Genomic DNA, 15,039 nt, shown 5'->3' with positions numbered 1-15,039 from the left:
CTATGGAATATATATTTCTACTTGCCGAACGTATAGTTTCTAATTTGAAAAGCGAATTAATATCTCAAAAAAAAACTATCGGATACTATTCATTTGAAAGTTGTATAATACACAACACTTCTTTTGAAATAACATTTTCTTCTAATGTCAAGGATATAATAATTTTAAAGTTGAGCACTCACCCTTTAGATATGCCATGGAACATTAATTTAGTTATTAATGGTAGTAAGGTAAAAAATGACTATGAAGTGTATCCTAAATTATTAGGATCTCCTGATAGTTTGGGAAATGAACTTGCATTTAAACTTGCTAAAGATATAATTAGGCAGCTTAAAATCAAAAAGTCCTAAAAGATGTAAGTGTAAAAAGCATTGATTCAAATGGCTTTTACAAAGATTTTGTACTGTCTCGGGAATAGTCTGGTGTTTTACTAACTACCCTTTTCTGCTTCGCTCAAACGCGGTAGGTAGATTATTATTAAAACTGAAGGTATGCAGCTTGATATTGATTATACAGTAAAAGATTTATAAAGATGAAAGTATTAGAAAAAGTGGCTAAAAATAACTGGGACTTCATTTTGTACAAGACTAACCATGGTTTTGTTTTGAATGTTGTTTTTTCATCCAGCATGGTAGATTTTTCCAGGAGTTTTAAACTTACCAATGAGGAAGCAAGCCTAGATTTTGAAGGTCTCAAGCAATTATCAGAACAAATAAGAAGCAATTATGAAGTATTTAAAGACCGAGAAATTGTTCCAGTAATAAAGATGTAAAAAATATAAGCTTGCTCTTCCTGATACGGCATGTCTTTTATAAAATACCCTCTTCCACTTTGCTCAAACTTGTTGTAGATAGATTAGTACCTATTGAATATATTTTGAAATGATAAGGAAATTTAAGTTTTGTGATCATGATAACAATGAAGTAGAGATAGGTATTGGCTACAGCACAGATTTATATCTTATCAAAACTATTCGGTCTGATGGTGGGATTTTAAGAACACACCTTCCTGCTAGAGTTTCTAAAATCTACAAATGGATAAAATTATCGATAAGAAGTGGGATTATTCTCTTTATAAGAAAGCAGAGAAATTAATATTGTCTGCTGTCTGCGGAAGTGTTGGCATTTTTGAAATAAATGTAGTTTTAAAACCTTCGGAAATTGAAGAATATTATAAATATGGTGAAAAGTATATTGAAAATTTAGCAAGAAAAATTCAGCAATCTCCTTCAAAATATCAATCAAGACACGTGGAAATATAACTCATCTCCATATTAAAGCAATTGTATTCGCAGCTCATAAATCAATTTGTTGAATGAAGATAATTGAGGAATCAGGTTACTATATTTCAGAGCCTTTCCACTATGAAGATTTGCACGCTGGAAATGTGATTAGAAAGGATGTGTATACAGCTCTTTGGTTTAGAAAGGGAGGGTTTGTAATGACTTTTAGCAAATCAAATAATCCAAAATTTGCAAGGCAGGAATTATTAAAAGAGAAAAGGCACGCTAATCTATTGATAAATGGAAATGAGATAGAGTTGGTCTTTGATAAAGGTTCGAGATTTGAGGTAACAAAAAGGTTTACCATTCTCTCCTCTGAAAAATTTATAAGTAAAAGCGGAACAGAGTATCATTACATCCCTTGGTAGGAAACTGCCCTTCACAATCAAATGAATTAGTTTAAAAATACTCTTTAAAAAACCTGCTTGAAGTTATGTCAATTAGACTATCAATGGATTTAATTAAATTTGCAAGATCAAATTTGTCTTTGATCTTTTCAGTTTTTCCATCTTCATGAAAAAGTGTTACTGAATTACCTTCTTTTAAAAAATTAAGAATACCCATTATTTTACCTGACCCCATTGAGTTACCTGATGCAGTCTGGTATGAGTAAATAATATCCCCGAAATCCTTGTCTGTAAGTTCTGCTTTACATAGAAGTTTTTCTTTCATTAACCTCTTTTGTTGTTCTTGTACATAGTTCATGAGTAAGCACGTTTAATGTTCATATCCCCAATAGCCATATTAATTACAGTACACTTTAGATAATGGCTGAGTGGTAAATAGAAATGGCACAACAACAGCAATTATTCACGTTTTAAATTGGCTCAAAATGTGAGGAGAAGATCTGGCAGATTTTAGGTATGTGATATGAGCGTCTCATTATGTCTTTCAGGAGAAATCTTTTTAAACTTGGCTTGGATGTCATTTAATTAACATCAAAGCGCCTAATTAAACATCGCTAAACAAGTTTCTTATCTAACAATCAGCAAGACGGTTCGCCGTTGCGATTCTTTCTGAATGACAAATATAAAGGATGTTTTCCTGTGTTAATCACATACGGATTTCAGAAATCTGCCAGATCTCAATCAATACTAAACTTTACTCCTTACCAGCAGCCCTAAGCCTTCCAGTAACTGGTCGTGCTCATGCAGGGCAAGGCGGGCGGCTTTGTTAAACCTGCGTACCCAGGCATCCAGCTCTTTCATAGCGATGTTGCGGGTCTGGGTAGCCATCTGAGCTTCTCCCTGCAAACCTTTATAGTGGCGATGGGCATCGGCCAGGGCTTCCATCATGGCCTGTGCCTGCGCCAGTTCTTCGGCAGTAACACCCATTTTGCCAAAGTGTTCCGGCATCTGCTGTAGCGTGCCATAGAAATAGCTTGCCTGCTCTATACATCCGGCAAGACTACGCTTGCGGGGCATATCCAGTTGCAGTTGCTTCCGCATAATAATGTCACGGCGAAAGGCCAGCTTGGCGGAGCGTATATGATAGTTATACAACTCCCAGGCGGCTGCCTGATCCTCCTTGTAGCGCTCCGAGGCACTATACTGGGAAGCATACTTGCTGGACTTTTCGGTCTGTAGCTTCGTCACCTTATCTACCATCGCCTGTGCTTTCTGCATTTCCTTGAAGGAATAGCCAAGTTTGGCCATTTCTTCACTTACAAGGGGCTGGTTCATCGTTCCGTAGATCAACAGCCTCACATCTTCTATCCGCTGGGGGATATTCTTCTTCTTTACCATAAGCTTTGTGGTTGAAAAGTTTATTGTAAAGATGAAATTCCTACTTCTCCCTAACTTTTACTATTGCGCCAATATGAAAAGCTTACATCCGCAGAAAATTCATCTTCCTGCATGCCGCAGCAGCACTCATCCACCCGGAAATAAGCTTAAGAAAATTTGCGGAAGCAGTGAGACGCCCGGAAAAGAGCTTGGGGAGAATTGCACAAGCATTTTTCCTGAGGAAAAATGGTGATGTAAAGTTGCGCAAGCCTTTTTCCATAGGGAAAAGAGGTGCCGCAGCCCTGCTGGTGTATGGTTGATGTAAGAAAAAAGATTCAGGAAAACTGCGCAGGCATTTTTCCGGCAGGATCAGTGGACATGCAGCCTTGATTTACCATTTTTTCCACCTGATGAAAAGAATAGCACGCCCTTCTTACTTGCTGAAAAAAGGCGCAATGCAGAAAAATGAAAAAGGGTGAAAATGCCCTTTTGTAGGGATTGGTAAAATTTAATAATTCCTGTATCTTTTTGAGGTTTAAAGGTACGTGGAGGCAAACTTCCCTTAAAGACAAGGACCACAAGTTACGCTAGCGCTAAACTTGCGGTAGGTGGGTTTAGTTCAGTTTGGAATGTAAAATCTAACTTGGAGCGGGCTAAAGTTTGGTGGTAATCAATTTTATAAAGAATGAGCAATAAAAGAAAAACAGTATTTATTTCATATTCATGGGACAGTCCTGAACATCAAGAATGGGTGCTTAATTTAGCAAAGAACTTGATTGAAAAATTTGGTATCAATGTTATACTTGATCAGTTTGAATTGAGTGCAGGTAAAGATTTGACATATTTTATGGAAAGCTCTATTGAAGAAGCTGATAAAGTTTTAATTATTTTAACACCAGATTATAAATTAAAAGCTGAAGGAAGAAAAAGTGGCGTAGGTTATGAAACTTCAATGATTACTCAAGAGATTTTTGAATCTCCTATTTCTAAGGTTAAGTTTATACCTATTCTAAGAAAAGGGTCACTGAATATTTCTGCTCCTAAATTTTTAAAATCTAAAGTGTATCACCAAATGGATGATGACAATCTTTTCATCAATAAACTATATGACTTAACCAGGATAATTTATGAAAAAACTTTGTTAGAAAAGCCCAAACTTGGGAAAATTCCTAACTTTTCTAAAAATGATATTGATCCTATCATTGATATAGCAAACTCATTATTGGATGAAGAAAAAATTAATAAGGAGATTGATTCAATTTTGGATTCACCAAAAGGAGTAGAAATATTTAGAAGCGAGACTCAAAAACTTAATTCTTTAATTAAGGAAAAAGTAACATTATATAAGAGTACTACAGATATTCCTTTTGTGTGTGAGAGTGACGATTATGAATCTATAATTGTACATGCATTAGGATATTCAGCAAGCTTTTATTGGAGAACGGCATATGTTAATAGCACTAAAAATTCCATCTTATTAGTCCGATACTGGAATGGGGTTGTAAGATTAAAAAGCAGGTCAGGTTATTTTCCTATCAATGAACCTAAAATAGTAAATGAGAAACGTTACCATATTGATTTGAATTATAAAAAAGAAATTGTTTGGCTCTTGAATAAAGAAAGTTATAACTCAAGAGAAATTGTTCAATCAGCTTTTTTATTCATTATTGAGGAAATTAAGAAAGAGAAAAGCAAAAGGTTTAGACAATAAATTTGAGTGCTGATGATCTAATGTAAATATATATTCCTCTCCATTTTTAAAAACATTTTCTCCTTCAAGTTTAGCGAAGCGTAACTTGAAGGCAAGCTAGAATGTGAGAAGAACCACAAGTTACCGCTTCGCTCAAACTTGCGGTAGGTGGAGTGAGGTATAGTTAAGAACTCACTTCGGGTTTATGCCGTTTCAACAAGCTTAAAGCTCATACCTATGAAAGAACATGCCCAATTTTCGCGCACTGAAATAGAAGATACCATAGCACAACTGGAATCCATCATGGTCAACATCAAACGACAGTCTACCGATCAGCCTGAGGCCATAAAACAGACTTTTCCAACACTCAGCAGCAACAGAATTAATCAGCTATTATCGGAACCCCTTGATGCTGAAGAAATGATTACCCGAACCAAACAATTGATACAGTTTTTCATTGGCAAGACTTATTAGTAAGATAGCTTTTCCCCCTTTTCAAAACCATCCTTTCCTTATCAGGTTAGCTTGGTAGACCGAAAACAAACTATTTTTTAAACTTCTACGCATGTCATCTTCTTCTGAAAGCTATAGCTTCCCCCGGAAAGTATTAGTCGCTACGGGTATCATCAGTGCCCTAGTACTCCTTATCTTATTCCTGGGTGCTGTTTTTCGTGTCATACTGATCATCATCGCTGCCATATTAGTTGCCGCTTTTTTCAGGGGCATCGGTCGCTGGATCGCCCATCGTACGTCTCTTTCCCGGGGTTGGGCGGTACTTATCTCAGTCATCGGCTTCTTTATATTGCTGGGTGGCATAGGCTGGGCGCTCAGTCCTTACATCAGTCATCAGTTTCAGGAACTGAGCCAGCAGCTTCCTAATTCATTGCAGGAAGCCCGGCAGCAATTCCGGCAAACCTCCTGGGGCGATGAGGTGATTCAATACCTGGAGCGCAACGACATTCAGCAGAAGCTACAGAGCAATTCGGGCAGATTCTTCTCGGCAGTCTTTGGCGTATTCGGTGTGCTGGGCGATATCTATATCATACTGTTCATGGGTTTCCTGATCACCGCCGGCCCCAAACCTTATCAGCAGGGACTCCTCCACCTGATTCCCAAAGCCCGGAGAAAACGGGCCAAGGAAGTACTGGATACGCTGGGTGTCACTTTGCGGAGCTGGCTGGCCGGTAAGCTGCTGTCCATGCTGATCGTAGCGGTCTTTACCTGGCTGGGTTTATGGCTGATCGGTGTTCCGCTGGCACTCATCCTGGGGATTATCGCCGGTATTCTGGCCTTTGTGCCTAACTTCGGGCCGCTGATCGCTTTATTGCTGGGAGTACTGGTGGCTGCTCCGCTGGGCTTGCACAAAATGCTGCTTACCGCGCTGGTTTATATCGTGGCCCAGATCGTAGAGAGTAATTTCCTCACACCCATGATACAGCGTCACCAGATTTCGCTGCCGATGGCAATGGTACTGGTCGCTCAGCTGGTGCTGGGCGTATTTACTGGTGTGTTGGGGCTGGTACTGGCTACGCCTATCTTTGCTTTGGTGATGGTAGCGGTAAAAATGCTGTACGTAGAAGATGTACTGGGCGATACGGACACGCTGCTGGAACCGGAGAAGCGCATGCAGAATAAAAAAGAGTAGTTGCTTCTCTGAAACTTCGCACTTTAAAAGCTATGCTTGCATTTCCTCACTGAAAATCAGGGCAAAATAAATTTGTCACATTCCTTATTTGCTGTCGCTTACCCGTTGATGTTTTATTTGTTTTTAAGGAACTTTACTACGCCGTGCACCAGCGTTTAGGCAGAGCAGGGTGCTTAGGATAAAGCCTGACAGCCTTCCGTTTTTTATGAGGATAGCCTCTGTTCCGGATTAGATGGTGAGAATAAAAAAAGATTTGAACACGAATTTCCAGTTCATTGGAAAAATTTTAGCTTTGAATATTTATACTAATATACAATATGCAATCAACCAATTTTCGTTTCAAAGCATTGGAAAAGACCCTGGACAGAAAGCCTGTACCAGTGAAATTACCATCTGACAAAATCTCTGAGTATTTCGGCCAGAATGTGTTTGACAAAGAAACCATGCGCCGGGTACTTTCTGCCGACATCTACGAATCGCTGATCATGGCGATTGAGAGGGGCGCCAAAATTGAAACTCATGTAGCCGATGCGGTAGCATCCGCCATGAAATCCTGGGCCATCTCCCGGGGAGTGACGCATTATACGCACTGGTTTCAGCCTTTGACCGGCGCTACTGCCGAAAAACACGATTCATTCTTTGAGCCGGACATACAGGGGCGCCATATGGAAAAGTTTAAAGGTTCTGCGCTTGTGCAGCAGGAGCCAGATGCTTCTTCTTTTCCCAGTGGTGGATTACGCAATACCTTTGAGGCACGCGGCTATACCGCCTGGGACCCTACTTCTCCGGCATTTATCATGGAAAACGGCAGCGCCAAAACGCTCTGCATTCCTACCATCTTCGTCTCCTATACCGGCGAAGCCCTTGATTACAAAACTCCTTTACTCAAAGCAATGGCTTTTGTAGACAAGGCGGCGACCACCATTTGTCAGGAATATTTTGACAAAAATGTGACTCAGGTAAAAGCCTCCTTAGGCATTGAGCAGGAGTATTTCCTGATTGACCGGGCACTTTTCCGGGTACGTCCCGACCTGGTGCTTTCCGGCAGAACCGTGTTTGGCCATTCTTCAGCAAAAGGTCAGCAGTTGGAAGACCATTACTTTGGCTCCATCCCTACCCGGGTGCATAACTTTATGGTAGATCTGGAAGTAGAAGCACATAAGCTGGGTATACCGATTCGTACCCGCCACAATGAAGTAGCTCCCCGTCAGTTTGAGTGCGCCCCCATGTTTGAAGAAATTAACCTGGCGGTAGACCATAACCAATTGCTGATGGACCTCATGGAGAAGATTGCTGAAAGGCATGAGCTTAAGGTACTGCTGCATGAAAAGCCCTTCGCAGGAATCAATGGTAGTGGAAAACACAACAACTGGTCACTGATCACCAGCACCGGCAAAAACCTGCTGGCTCCCAGCTCTAAAACAGAGGACAATCTTCAGTTTCTGGCTTTCTTTATCAATACCATTAAGGCAGTACATGAGCATAATGGCTTGTTGAGAGCTTCTATTGCCTCTGCTGGTAATGATCACCGCCTGGGTGCTAATGAAGCACCTCCCGCTATTGTATCCGTATTTTTGGGTTCTCAGCTCAGCACCGTGCTGGACGAGCTGGAAAGTAATGCTACTGTAGAAGCCGGTAAAGGAGGTAATGCATTTATGCAGCTGGGCATTGACAAAATTCCTCCCATACTGCTGGATAATACTGACCGTAACCGTACTTCGCCCTTTGCCTTTACGGGTAATAAGTTTGAGTTCAGGGCGGTAGGCTCATCGGCCAATAGTGCTTCTGCCATGACGGTGCTGAACACCATCGTAGCGGACCAGCTCATGCAATTCAAGAAAGATGTAGATGCACTGATAGAGAAAGGAGACAAAAAGGAGATGGCACTGGTCAACGTACTACGCCGCTATATCAAAGAATCCAAGGATATTCGCTTTGAAGGCAATGGCTACAGCGAAGCGTGGAAGCAGGAAGCCGAGAAAAGAGGGCTGTCCAATATTACCAACAGTGCGGAAGCGCTGGACGAATACCTTACCGAAAAATCCAAGAAGCTTTTTGTAGAAAACAATATTTATACAGAAGCAGAGCTGGAAGCACGCCTGGAAATAATGTGGGAGCATTACATTATGAAGGTGCAGATAGAATCCCGTATCATGGGAGATCTCGCACTCAACCATATCATTCCCGCTACGCTTCGTTATCAGAACGAACTAATCTCTGCCCTCAGTGATATGAAGAGCCTGGGACTGGATCATGAGAATACGGTAGGTTTTCAGACTGTCAACGAGATCACCGCTCACCTGAACATCGTAAAGAGCAAGGTGCATGAGATGATTGAGGCACGTAAGAAAGCTAATAAGGTAGAAGATAACCGGGAGCGTGCTGTCATGTACAAAGATATCAAGGAAGGTTTCTTTGATGAGATCCGCTACCACGTAGATAAACTGGAGTTTTTAGTGGATGATGCCGTATGGCCATTAGCAAAGTATAGAGAGCTATTATTCTAGTTTACATTAGTTTTCAATTGGAATTAGCCTGCCCTTTGGGTAGGCTTTTTTTACTTTAATTCTTGCTATCTTCTCTCAAAAATATTTTTCAAAGTTTAGCAATCAATCCTTTTCTGTTTACGTTTGCTATAGAAATATATGATACCTATCACTGGCTCTTTAAGAAGTAATTTTATGCATCAGCCTTTTGCAAAAAAAGGTGATGAGCATTTATTGCCTGCCCGTTTGTCCTCCATCTTCCTGGCGGGTATCATACTGATTTTTTCTACCTTCGCTATTCAGCAGACGGCTGCCCAGCTAAAAGTAAAGCACAGCCAGCAGGAAGTTCTTGAATTTGTTCCTGCCGTATCCTCCAGCGATGCGCTTATCATTGATAGCTGCATAAAGCTATCATTCTCTGTTTATTTATTTATCTATTGTACCTATAGGCCTGCTTATCAAGCCTATGCTCTTACGTACGCACTTAAGGAAAGTCTTTCCGTTCCGTCTTTCCTGCGTAATCCGTTTTATGTTTTTACCTCTATTCATGCTCCTTAGGGTAACATCCATTCTCTGCAGGCAATTTTATCATCCTAAGTGGTGATAAGCAGCGTGCTTATTTATATTCTTTACCCTTATTATTTTACCAGCATGAAAGAAAAACAAATCCTTAAAAAGGAAGAGGAAGAGTATGTAGAACAGGTAAACTGGCCGGTAGTACTACCAATTTTACTCATTCTTCTGGCGGCTATCATTTACGCCTTCACCTTCTGATATATGAAAGCCTTCTTCGGAAGGCTTTTACTTTTTGATAACTCTGTAGTAGGTTAGTAAGTCATTAATATTAGATCGAACTTACATACAAGCTGAATATGACACCCAGAGTAGAAATCAACTATTGTACACAATGTCGCTGGCTGCTGAGAGCTGCCTGGATAGCGCAGGAACTTTTAACTACTTTTGAGTCTGAGCTGGGGGAAGTAGCCCTCCAACCAGGTACCGGAGGCATATTTGACGTGAAACTGGATGGCGAACTGATTTACTCCCGCAAAGCAGAAGGCCGTTTTCCTGAATCCAAAGAGCTAAAACAGCTCATCAGAGACCGCATTGATCCTGATAGGGACTTAGGACACAGCGATCGCAAATAAAAGGCATGTAGCAATACCCCTTACACTTATTGTAGTAAATACTGGTGTTCTACTCATTTACAGCTATTTTCGCAGGATGAATGAGTTTGCCAAGAAGTACTTTAATCCCATACTGTTTTTGGCTACTGTGCTGGGTTTTATTCTGCCTCAGCCGGGTGAGCTTTCCGGCCCCCTGATACTAGCAGTACTTTGCTTCATTATTTTTGCTTCTTCTTTCAAAGTAGATTTCTCACCGGATTTTTTCCGGGCGCAGACAAAAACTGTAGCTGGCTTTTATGTAATTCGCTTTATACTACTTCCTTTGCTTCTGTTCTGGATTATCCAACCTTTCTCTCCTTTTTATGCCACTGCTTTATTTTTGTTGTGCGTATTGCCCTGTGGAGTTACCTCACCGGCTTTTAGCAATGTGTTTAATGGTAATGTGACCCTGGCGCTGGCTTTGCTAATTCTAAGCAGTTCACTTACGCCTCTTGTTCTTCCCTACCTTAGTAGCCAGCTTATGGCAGAGACCCTGGAAGTCAACCAATTCAGGCTTTTTGCAACGCTTTTTATCACCGTTATTTTTCCTTATCTGGCTCATTTACTTGTACGGAGACATCAGAGAATCAGTCGGTGGATGCGCAACCACGATTCTTTTATTTCCATTTTTGGCATCGCTGCCATTTTTGCACTAGCCATTGCTGAGTACCGCCCCGTACTATTGACTGATACGCAGCAAATACTTCCTTATTTTTTAGTCAATTTGCTGGCTTTTCTCTTCCTCTATATTTTTGGCTATGGCATCTGGTTTGGAGCACATAGAGCCAATAAAGTTGCTTTACTTTTTAGCTCAGGGGCAAACAATGTCGCTTTAGGTGTAGTGATTAGTTTTTTATACTTCCCTACAGAAACAGGAGTATTCTTTGTAGTGAGTGAGATTGTTTGGGTACTGGTTTTGATTCCTGTGCGTAAACTTATGATTAGGCTCACAGGCAGATAGGTGGAGTCAAATATTGATCAGAAACAAACGGTAAAGGTTGTTCCTTTTTCCGGCTCACTCTCTACCGAAATGTTTCCGCCGTTATTTTCAACGATACGCTTGATCATATACAAGCCTACACCTGTGCCTTCCACATGGGTATGGATGCGGGTAAACATTTGAAAGAGTTTGGCCTGTTGCCTTTTGTCTAAGCCTAATCCGTTATCTGCTACTGTCAGGCACGCCCTTTCATTTTTGGCATAAGTGCTCAGTCTGATCAATGGCTTTCTTTTGGGAGCAGTATATTTTACTGCATTAGAGAGCAGGTTATAGAGTACGCTGCGCAAATGTTTGGGAGGATAATATATCTGGCTTTGCTGAAAATCTGTATGTACCTCTGCTCCGGTTTTATTGATAAGATGTTCCAGATCATGATATACCTCCTCATACATTTCCTGAAAAGATACATCTTCCTGATTTTCTTTTTCTTTCTGAAGCTTGGCTATTTCCGAAAGTTCGTTGATGGTTTTTTCCAGCCTGTCAATAGATTGCTTCATCATATCCAGGATGGTCTTGGTAGTACCTTCTTTCTCCCTGGTTTCCAGTTCTTCCTGCAACAAACTTAGCAGGCTAGCCAGGTTCAGAATAGGCGTTCGCAGGTCATGCGAGGCAGTATATACAAAGTTGTCCAGGTCTACATTGATCCGAGTTAGTTCCTTATTCCTCTCCTGTAGTTGTTTCTGAATCCATACCAGTTCTTCCAGATAAGTTTTTTCATCGTGTATGTCGGTGGCTGTTCCGTACCACATCAGAATATTACCCTCGTGATCTTTCAGTGGCAGAGCACGGGAGTGTATCCAGCGATACATTCCATCCTTACTGGCTATTCTATGTTCAATGTTATAGTTTTCGCCTGTCTCAATGCTGTTCTGCCAGGCTTTAATTGTACGCTCCTGATCTTCAGGATGAGGACTCATTTTCCATAGGCCCTGTGTTCCTTCCTCCTGCGAAATGCCCGTAAACTCAAACCATTGCTTATTATAGAATATCACTTTCCCATCGGGCAAAGCTTTCCAGACAATATGGGGGATAAAATCTATCAAAAACTCAAACTCTTCTACCTGGTTTTTGATAGCGTGCTCCAGAAGTTTTCTCCGGTGAATATTGGTAGCCGTTCCCATCCACTTGATGATCTCACCATTATTATCACGCATCGGAATGCTGCGCCCCAGATGCCATAGGTACTCGCCATCTTTACTTCGGAGGCGATACTCTACTTCATAGGTTTTTCCTGTTTTCAGGCTTTCTTTCCACTTTTGTAGGGTATTAGGCAAATCATCAGGATGAATTATTTTTTCCCAACCCGCACCCATCATTTGCTCAAAAGTCAGCCCTGCATATGTCAGGAAGCGATTGTTTACATAATCGTTCTTTCCATCAGGTTTTGAGCTCCATACTTTCTGAGGAATCACTTCGGCCAGCAGTACGATTTCATTCATATCTTTTATCTCCTGCTCCGCCTTTATCCTCTCTGTCTGATCACGTATTACCTGCACGGCTCCGCCGATTTTTCCCTCCTGGTCATAGATAGGATTAAAAGTATATTCATAGTAAAGAGGGTGGGTTCTCTGATGATGATACATCCTTGTCACGGTAAAGGATTTACCACTCAATGCACTTCCCCACAATGCTAAGGCATCTTCCAGATATTCAGGATGATTTTTGACAACCTGGTGCATCTTCATGCCCTGCTCTACCTTAGTACCGAAAAGCTTATGAATTTCATTCTGATAAGCATCATTATAGAGCGTAAAATTATAATTGCTGTCAATCGCTCCGATAAGGTCAGAAGTACTGTTAATAATGCTCTTCAGCATGTTGTGGGAAGCCTGTAGTCTGCGGTATTCTTGCTCCTTAACTTCCCGCTCATACTTCTGGGCAGTAATATCGCGGCCTTCAGGTAATATCCATATTACATTTCCTTCAGCATCAAAAATGGGTTCAAGCGAAAAGTCAACTGTAATTCTCTTGTCTTTTTCTCCTCTCACTTCTACTTCATACCTTACAAGCTTTCCAGAGGCTGCATTTGCTATGGCATGCTTTAATTGCTTCTGTATCTCTTCAGAATAATTCCACCAGTAAGTTTCCCAAAAAGGTTTACCGATCACATCATCAGCTTCCAGTCCTGCAAAGAAGAGGGCTGTCTGGTTTATCTCTACCAAAATACCTTCAGGGGAGAGTAATCCTATAAATTGATAAACAGCGTGGATCTGAATCTCTGAAACCTTCTCACTGCTTTCCAACTGTCTTGATTCCATATAGTGCAAATTTTACCAAATGCAGCTTCCAATTTACTGATTATAATAATGGTTTTAAAGGGTGAATTAATATGTGGTGATAAGTTGCCCTTACTCAGAAATGTATGTCTTTATCAAAAATAACCACTTTCTTTCTATGAAAATCTTATTCGGCTTTACAAAAGTACTATCAAATTTTATTTAATCACTGAGCAATATGACCTAATGTGAATAACCATTAACTTTCAAAGTATTGATCATTCTCCTATCATTTTTGCATACAAAAAATCCAGAGAAGCAGCATCAGGTAATGGTTTTGCCTCTACCTCCTTACCCAGTATCATTACTTCTTGATCTGGGGTAGTATAGGTAGGCCATTGGGGTAAACCCTCACCATTAGGATCACCATCTTTGATGAAATTTGCCCAGTAAGATGACATGGAAGTAGCCAGTTCGTGATCCACTTCCTCCCAGGGGCGGTCCACAAATTGCAGATTGTCATAAGCATAGGGTACCTCTCCGGTATGGAAAGCACCATACTTCACGTACTCGCCGGTGGCAGGTACCTTGCGTGTAAAGCGGTAGACATACACCGGCCAATTGCCGTGTTTGCTCTGAATATTTGCCCAGGCATAGTTCTGTACGCCAAAAATCATATCTCTGGAAAGATAAAGCTGTGACTTTTCGGCTACGGAATCATTGGTAGCAGGATAATATTGAAGAAATGTAAGTACATCTTCACCATACTGCTGCTTGGCCTGCTGACGAAAATCAGCCGCACTTTTGACAGGACCAAAAAGCAGCCCCTCATCTTCGTTCCAACCTGTCAGTAAGGCTACCTCGTTCTGTTTTCCTTCCGCAAAAATATCAGCAATATGCTGAGGTAGTACATAGCCATCAATGATAGGGCCGCGCGTGCCCTGGGCTACTTTCATCAACGTATCGGCAGGAATATTTCTGAGCGTTGTAAGAGAAGAGGCGTTCAGGGATTGTGCTATTTGCTGCCCGCTTTCTTCTGCCTGTTGCAGGCTGGCGTTGCCTCTGGTAAAATTAGCACCACTATGCCCAATAGCTTTCTTAAATAAACCTTGGGCTAATGGAGAAGCCACCAGGCAGTTGACACTCATAGAGCCGGCTGACTGGCCGGCAATGGTAACATTTTGAGGGTCACCGCCGAAGGCATCAATGTTATTTTGCACCCATTGCAGGGCAGCGATCTGGTCCATCAGCCCGTAATTACCGGACGCCTGATGGGCAGATTCCTGCGTGAGCTTGGGATGCGCAAAAAAACCAAAAATACCTACGCTGTAATTGATGCTGACGAATACGATATCTTGCTGAGCCATGGCTTCGCCATCGTAAATAGGCACGCCACTTCCTCCACTTGTAAATCCACCTCCATAAATCCAGACCAGCACCGGACGTTTTTCTTCCGGGGATTTTGCTCCTGTCCATACATTCAGGTACAGACAGTCTTCGCTGATGAGTGCTGCCGGAATCAAAAACTCTTCTGTCCACATGCTGAAAGGCTCGGGACTCCTCTGCATAGGGCTGGGGCCAAAAGCATCGCACCGACGCACTCCTTCCCAGGGTGCTACGGGCTGAGGAGCTTTCCAGCGCAAATCTCCTAGCGGCGGAGCCGCAAAAGGAATTCCTTTAAAGATACGAATGTCTCCTTGCTCGTTTTGGGTACCAGAGATTAAACCAGCTTCAATTTGGACGGTCTTCAAATTTTCAGTCTCTGAAGTACAGGCTGATAGAAGTAGTATGCAAAAAAGCTTTGTCAGTAAGTAGGGAGTGGGTTTTTTC

Annotated in this window: 16 protein-coding genes; 12 read left to right on the top strand and 4 right to left on the bottom strand. The window is 41.5% G+C overall.

Features of this window, described 5'->3' with window-relative positions; genetic code table 11:
* Positions 1-2 precede the first annotated feature (2 nt).
* The 4 genes from WJR50_RS00960 to WJR50_RS00945 all read left to right on the top strand — a co-directional run bounded on the left by WJR50_RS00960 (position 3) and on the right by WJR50_RS00945 (position 1,650).
* The gene (locus WJR50_RS00960) at positions 3-350 is read left to right on the top strand and encodes a hypothetical protein (protein WP_341291333.1); all 348 of its coding nucleotides are present in this window, start codon (positions 3-5) and stop codon (positions 348-350) included.
* Between the two features lie 182 nt (positions 351-532).
* The gene (locus WJR50_RS00955) at positions 533-772 is read left to right on the top strand and encodes a hypothetical protein (RefSeq protein WP_341291332.1); all 240 of its coding nucleotides are present in this window, start codon (positions 533-535) and stop codon (positions 770-772) included.
* A gap of 261 nt (positions 773-1,033) precedes the next feature.
* Positions 1,034-1,261 carry a hypothetical protein gene (locus tag WJR50_RS00950; protein ID WP_341291331.1) on the top strand — a complete coding sequence of 76 codons (228 nt, stop codon included), beginning with the start codon at positions 1,034-1,036 and terminating at the stop codon, positions 1,259-1,261.
* 53 nt (positions 1,262-1,314) lie between these two features.
* Positions 1,315-1,650, top strand: a complete 336-nt coding sequence (locus WJR50_RS00945; RefSeq protein ID WP_341291330.1) for a hypothetical protein — start codon at positions 1,315-1,317, stop codon at positions 1,648-1,650.
* 31 nt (positions 1,651-1,681) lie between these two features.
* On the opposite strand, the gene WJR50_RS00940 is transcribed toward WJR50_RS00945, so the two are convergent.
* Both WJR50_RS00940 and WJR50_RS00935 read right to left on the bottom strand, forming a co-directional pair.
* Positions 1,682-1,987, bottom strand: a complete 306-nt coding sequence (locus WJR50_RS00940) for a hypothetical protein (protein ID WP_341291329.1) — start codon at positions 1,985-1,987, stop codon at positions 1,682-1,684.
* A gap of 389 nt (positions 1,988-2,376) precedes the next feature.
* The gene (locus WJR50_RS00935) at positions 2,377-3,027 is read right to left on the bottom strand and encodes a PQLLE family protein (protein ID WP_341291328.1); all 651 of its coding nucleotides are present in this window, start codon (positions 3,025-3,027) and stop codon (positions 2,377-2,379) included.
* A 664-nt stretch (positions 3,028-3,691) separates the two neighbouring features.
* On the opposite strand from WJR50_RS00935, the gene WJR50_RS00930 reads away from it, so the two are divergent.
* From WJR50_RS00930 to WJR50_RS00895, 8 genes are all read left to right on the top strand, one after another.
* Complete coding sequence (locus tag WJR50_RS00930) at positions 3,692-4,717, top strand: toll/interleukin-1 receptor domain-containing protein (protein ID WP_341291327.1); 1,026 nt, start codon at positions 3,692-3,694, stop codon at positions 4,715-4,717.
* Positions 4,718-4,933: 216 nt separating this feature from the next.
* On the top strand, positions 4,934-5,170 hold the full coding sequence (locus tag WJR50_RS00925) for a hypothetical protein (RefSeq protein WP_341291326.1): 237 nt from the start codon (positions 4,934-4,936) through the stop codon (positions 5,168-5,170).
* 91 nt (positions 5,171-5,261) lie between these two features.
* The gene (locus WJR50_RS00920; RefSeq protein ID WP_341291325.1) at positions 5,262-6,341 is read left to right on the top strand and encodes an AI-2E family transporter; all 1,080 of its coding nucleotides are present in this window, start codon (positions 5,262-5,264) and stop codon (positions 6,339-6,341) included.
* A gap of 317 nt (positions 6,342-6,658) precedes the next feature.
* Complete coding sequence (locus tag WJR50_RS00915) at positions 6,659-8,848, top strand: glutamine synthetase III family protein (RefSeq protein WP_341291324.1); 2,190 nt, start codon at positions 6,659-6,661, stop codon at positions 8,846-8,848.
* A gap of 174 nt (positions 8,849-9,022) precedes the next feature.
* Entirely contained in the window at positions 9,023-9,385 is a 363-nt protein-coding gene (locus WJR50_RS00910) for a hypothetical protein (protein ID WP_341291323.1), read from the top strand.
* A 93-nt stretch (positions 9,386-9,478) separates the two neighbouring features.
* Complete coding sequence (locus tag WJR50_RS00905; RefSeq protein WP_341291322.1) at positions 9,479-9,601, top strand: hypothetical protein; 123 nt, start codon at positions 9,479-9,481, stop codon at positions 9,599-9,601.
* Positions 9,602-9,699: 98 nt separating this feature from the next.
* A complete protein-coding gene (locus tag WJR50_RS00900; RefSeq protein ID WP_341291321.1) occupies positions 9,700-9,975 on the top strand; it encodes an Rdx family protein in 276 nt (91 codons plus the stop codon).
* A 76-nt stretch (positions 9,976-10,051) separates the two neighbouring features.
* On the top strand, positions 10,052-10,954 hold the full coding sequence (locus tag WJR50_RS00895; protein WP_341291320.1) for a bile acid:sodium symporter family protein: 903 nt from the start codon (positions 10,052-10,054) through the stop codon (positions 10,952-10,954).
* Positions 10,955-10,971: 17 nt separating this feature from the next.
* Here WJR50_RS00895 and WJR50_RS00890 read toward each other — a convergent pair whose 3' ends face one another.
* Complete coding sequence (locus tag WJR50_RS00890) at positions 10,972-13,251, bottom strand: PAS domain S-box protein (RefSeq protein WP_341291319.1); 2,280 nt, start codon at positions 13,249-13,251, stop codon at positions 10,972-10,974.
* A gap of 236 nt (positions 13,252-13,487) precedes the next feature.
* Complete coding sequence (locus tag WJR50_RS00885) at positions 13,488-14,960, bottom strand: carboxylesterase/lipase family protein (protein WP_341291318.1); 1,473 nt, start codon at positions 14,958-14,960, stop codon at positions 13,488-13,490.
* Between the last annotated feature and the right edge of the window lie 79 nt (positions 14,961-15,039).

Origin of the sequence: Catalinimonas locisalis (genome assembly GCF_038039535.1) — a bacterium.
In the GTDB taxonomy this organism is placed as follows: Bacteria; Bacteroidota; Bacteroidia; order Cytophagales; family Cyclobacteriaceae; genus Catalinimonas.
Note: the sequence above shows the minus strand (reverse complement) of the source record. Positions and strands in the feature narration are given on the sequence as shown.

What these genes read in the sequence shown, in the direction of transcription:
- WJR50_RS00915 (WP_341291324.1), top strand. Translation starts at nt 6,659, where the DNA reads ATGCAATCAACCAATTTTCGTTTCAAAGCATTGGAAAAGACCCTGGAC.
- WJR50_RS00955 (WP_341291332.1), top strand. Translation starts at nt 533, where the DNA reads ATGAAAGTATTAGAAAAAGTGGCTAAAAATAACTGGGACTTCATTTTG.
- WJR50_RS00890 (WP_341291319.1), bottom strand. Translation starts at nt 13,251, where the DNA reads ATGGAATCAAGACAGTTGGAAAGCAGTGAGAAGGTTTCAGAGATTCAG.
- WJR50_RS00945 (WP_341291330.1), top strand. Translation starts at nt 1,315, where the DNA reads ATGAAGATAATTGAGGAATCAGGTTACTATATTTCAGAGCCTTTCCAC.
- WJR50_RS00905 (WP_341291322.1), top strand. Translation starts at nt 9,479, where the DNA reads ATGAAAGAAAAACAAATCCTTAAAAAGGAAGAGGAAGAGTATGTAGAA.
- WJR50_RS00930 (WP_341291327.1), top strand. Translation starts at nt 3,692, where the DNA reads ATGAGCAATAAAAGAAAAACAGTATTTATTTCATATTCATGGGACAGT.
- WJR50_RS00950 (WP_341291331.1), top strand. Translation starts at nt 1,034, where the DNA reads ATGGATAAAATTATCGATAAGAAGTGGGATTATTCTCTTTATAAGAAA.
- WJR50_RS00900 (WP_341291321.1), top strand. Translation starts at nt 9,700, where the DNA reads ATGACACCCAGAGTAGAAATCAACTATTGTACACAATGTCGCTGGCTG.
- WJR50_RS00910 (WP_341291323.1), top strand. Translation starts at nt 9,023, where the DNA reads ATGCATCAGCCTTTTGCAAAAAAAGGTGATGAGCATTTATTGCCTGCC.
- WJR50_RS00935 (WP_341291328.1), bottom strand. Translation starts at nt 3,027, where the DNA reads ATGGTAAAGAAGAAGAATATCCCCCAGCGGATAGAAGATGTGAGGCTG.
- WJR50_RS00960 (WP_341291333.1), top strand. Translation starts at nt 3, where the DNA reads ATGGAATATATATTTCTACTTGCCGAACGTATAGTTTCTAATTTGAAA.
- WJR50_RS00940 (WP_341291329.1), bottom strand. Translation starts at nt 1,987, where the DNA reads ATGAACTATGTACAAGAACAACAAAAGAGGTTAATGAAAGAAAAACTT.
- WJR50_RS00920 (WP_341291325.1), top strand. Translation starts at nt 5,262, where the DNA reads ATGTCATCTTCTTCTGAAAGCTATAGCTTCCCCCGGAAAGTATTAGTC.
- WJR50_RS00895 (WP_341291320.1), top strand. Translation starts at nt 10,052, where the DNA reads ATGAATGAGTTTGCCAAGAAGTACTTTAATCCCATACTGTTTTTGGCT.
- WJR50_RS00925 (WP_341291326.1), top strand. Translation starts at nt 4,934, where the DNA reads ATGAAAGAACATGCCCAATTTTCGCGCACTGAAATAGAAGATACCATA.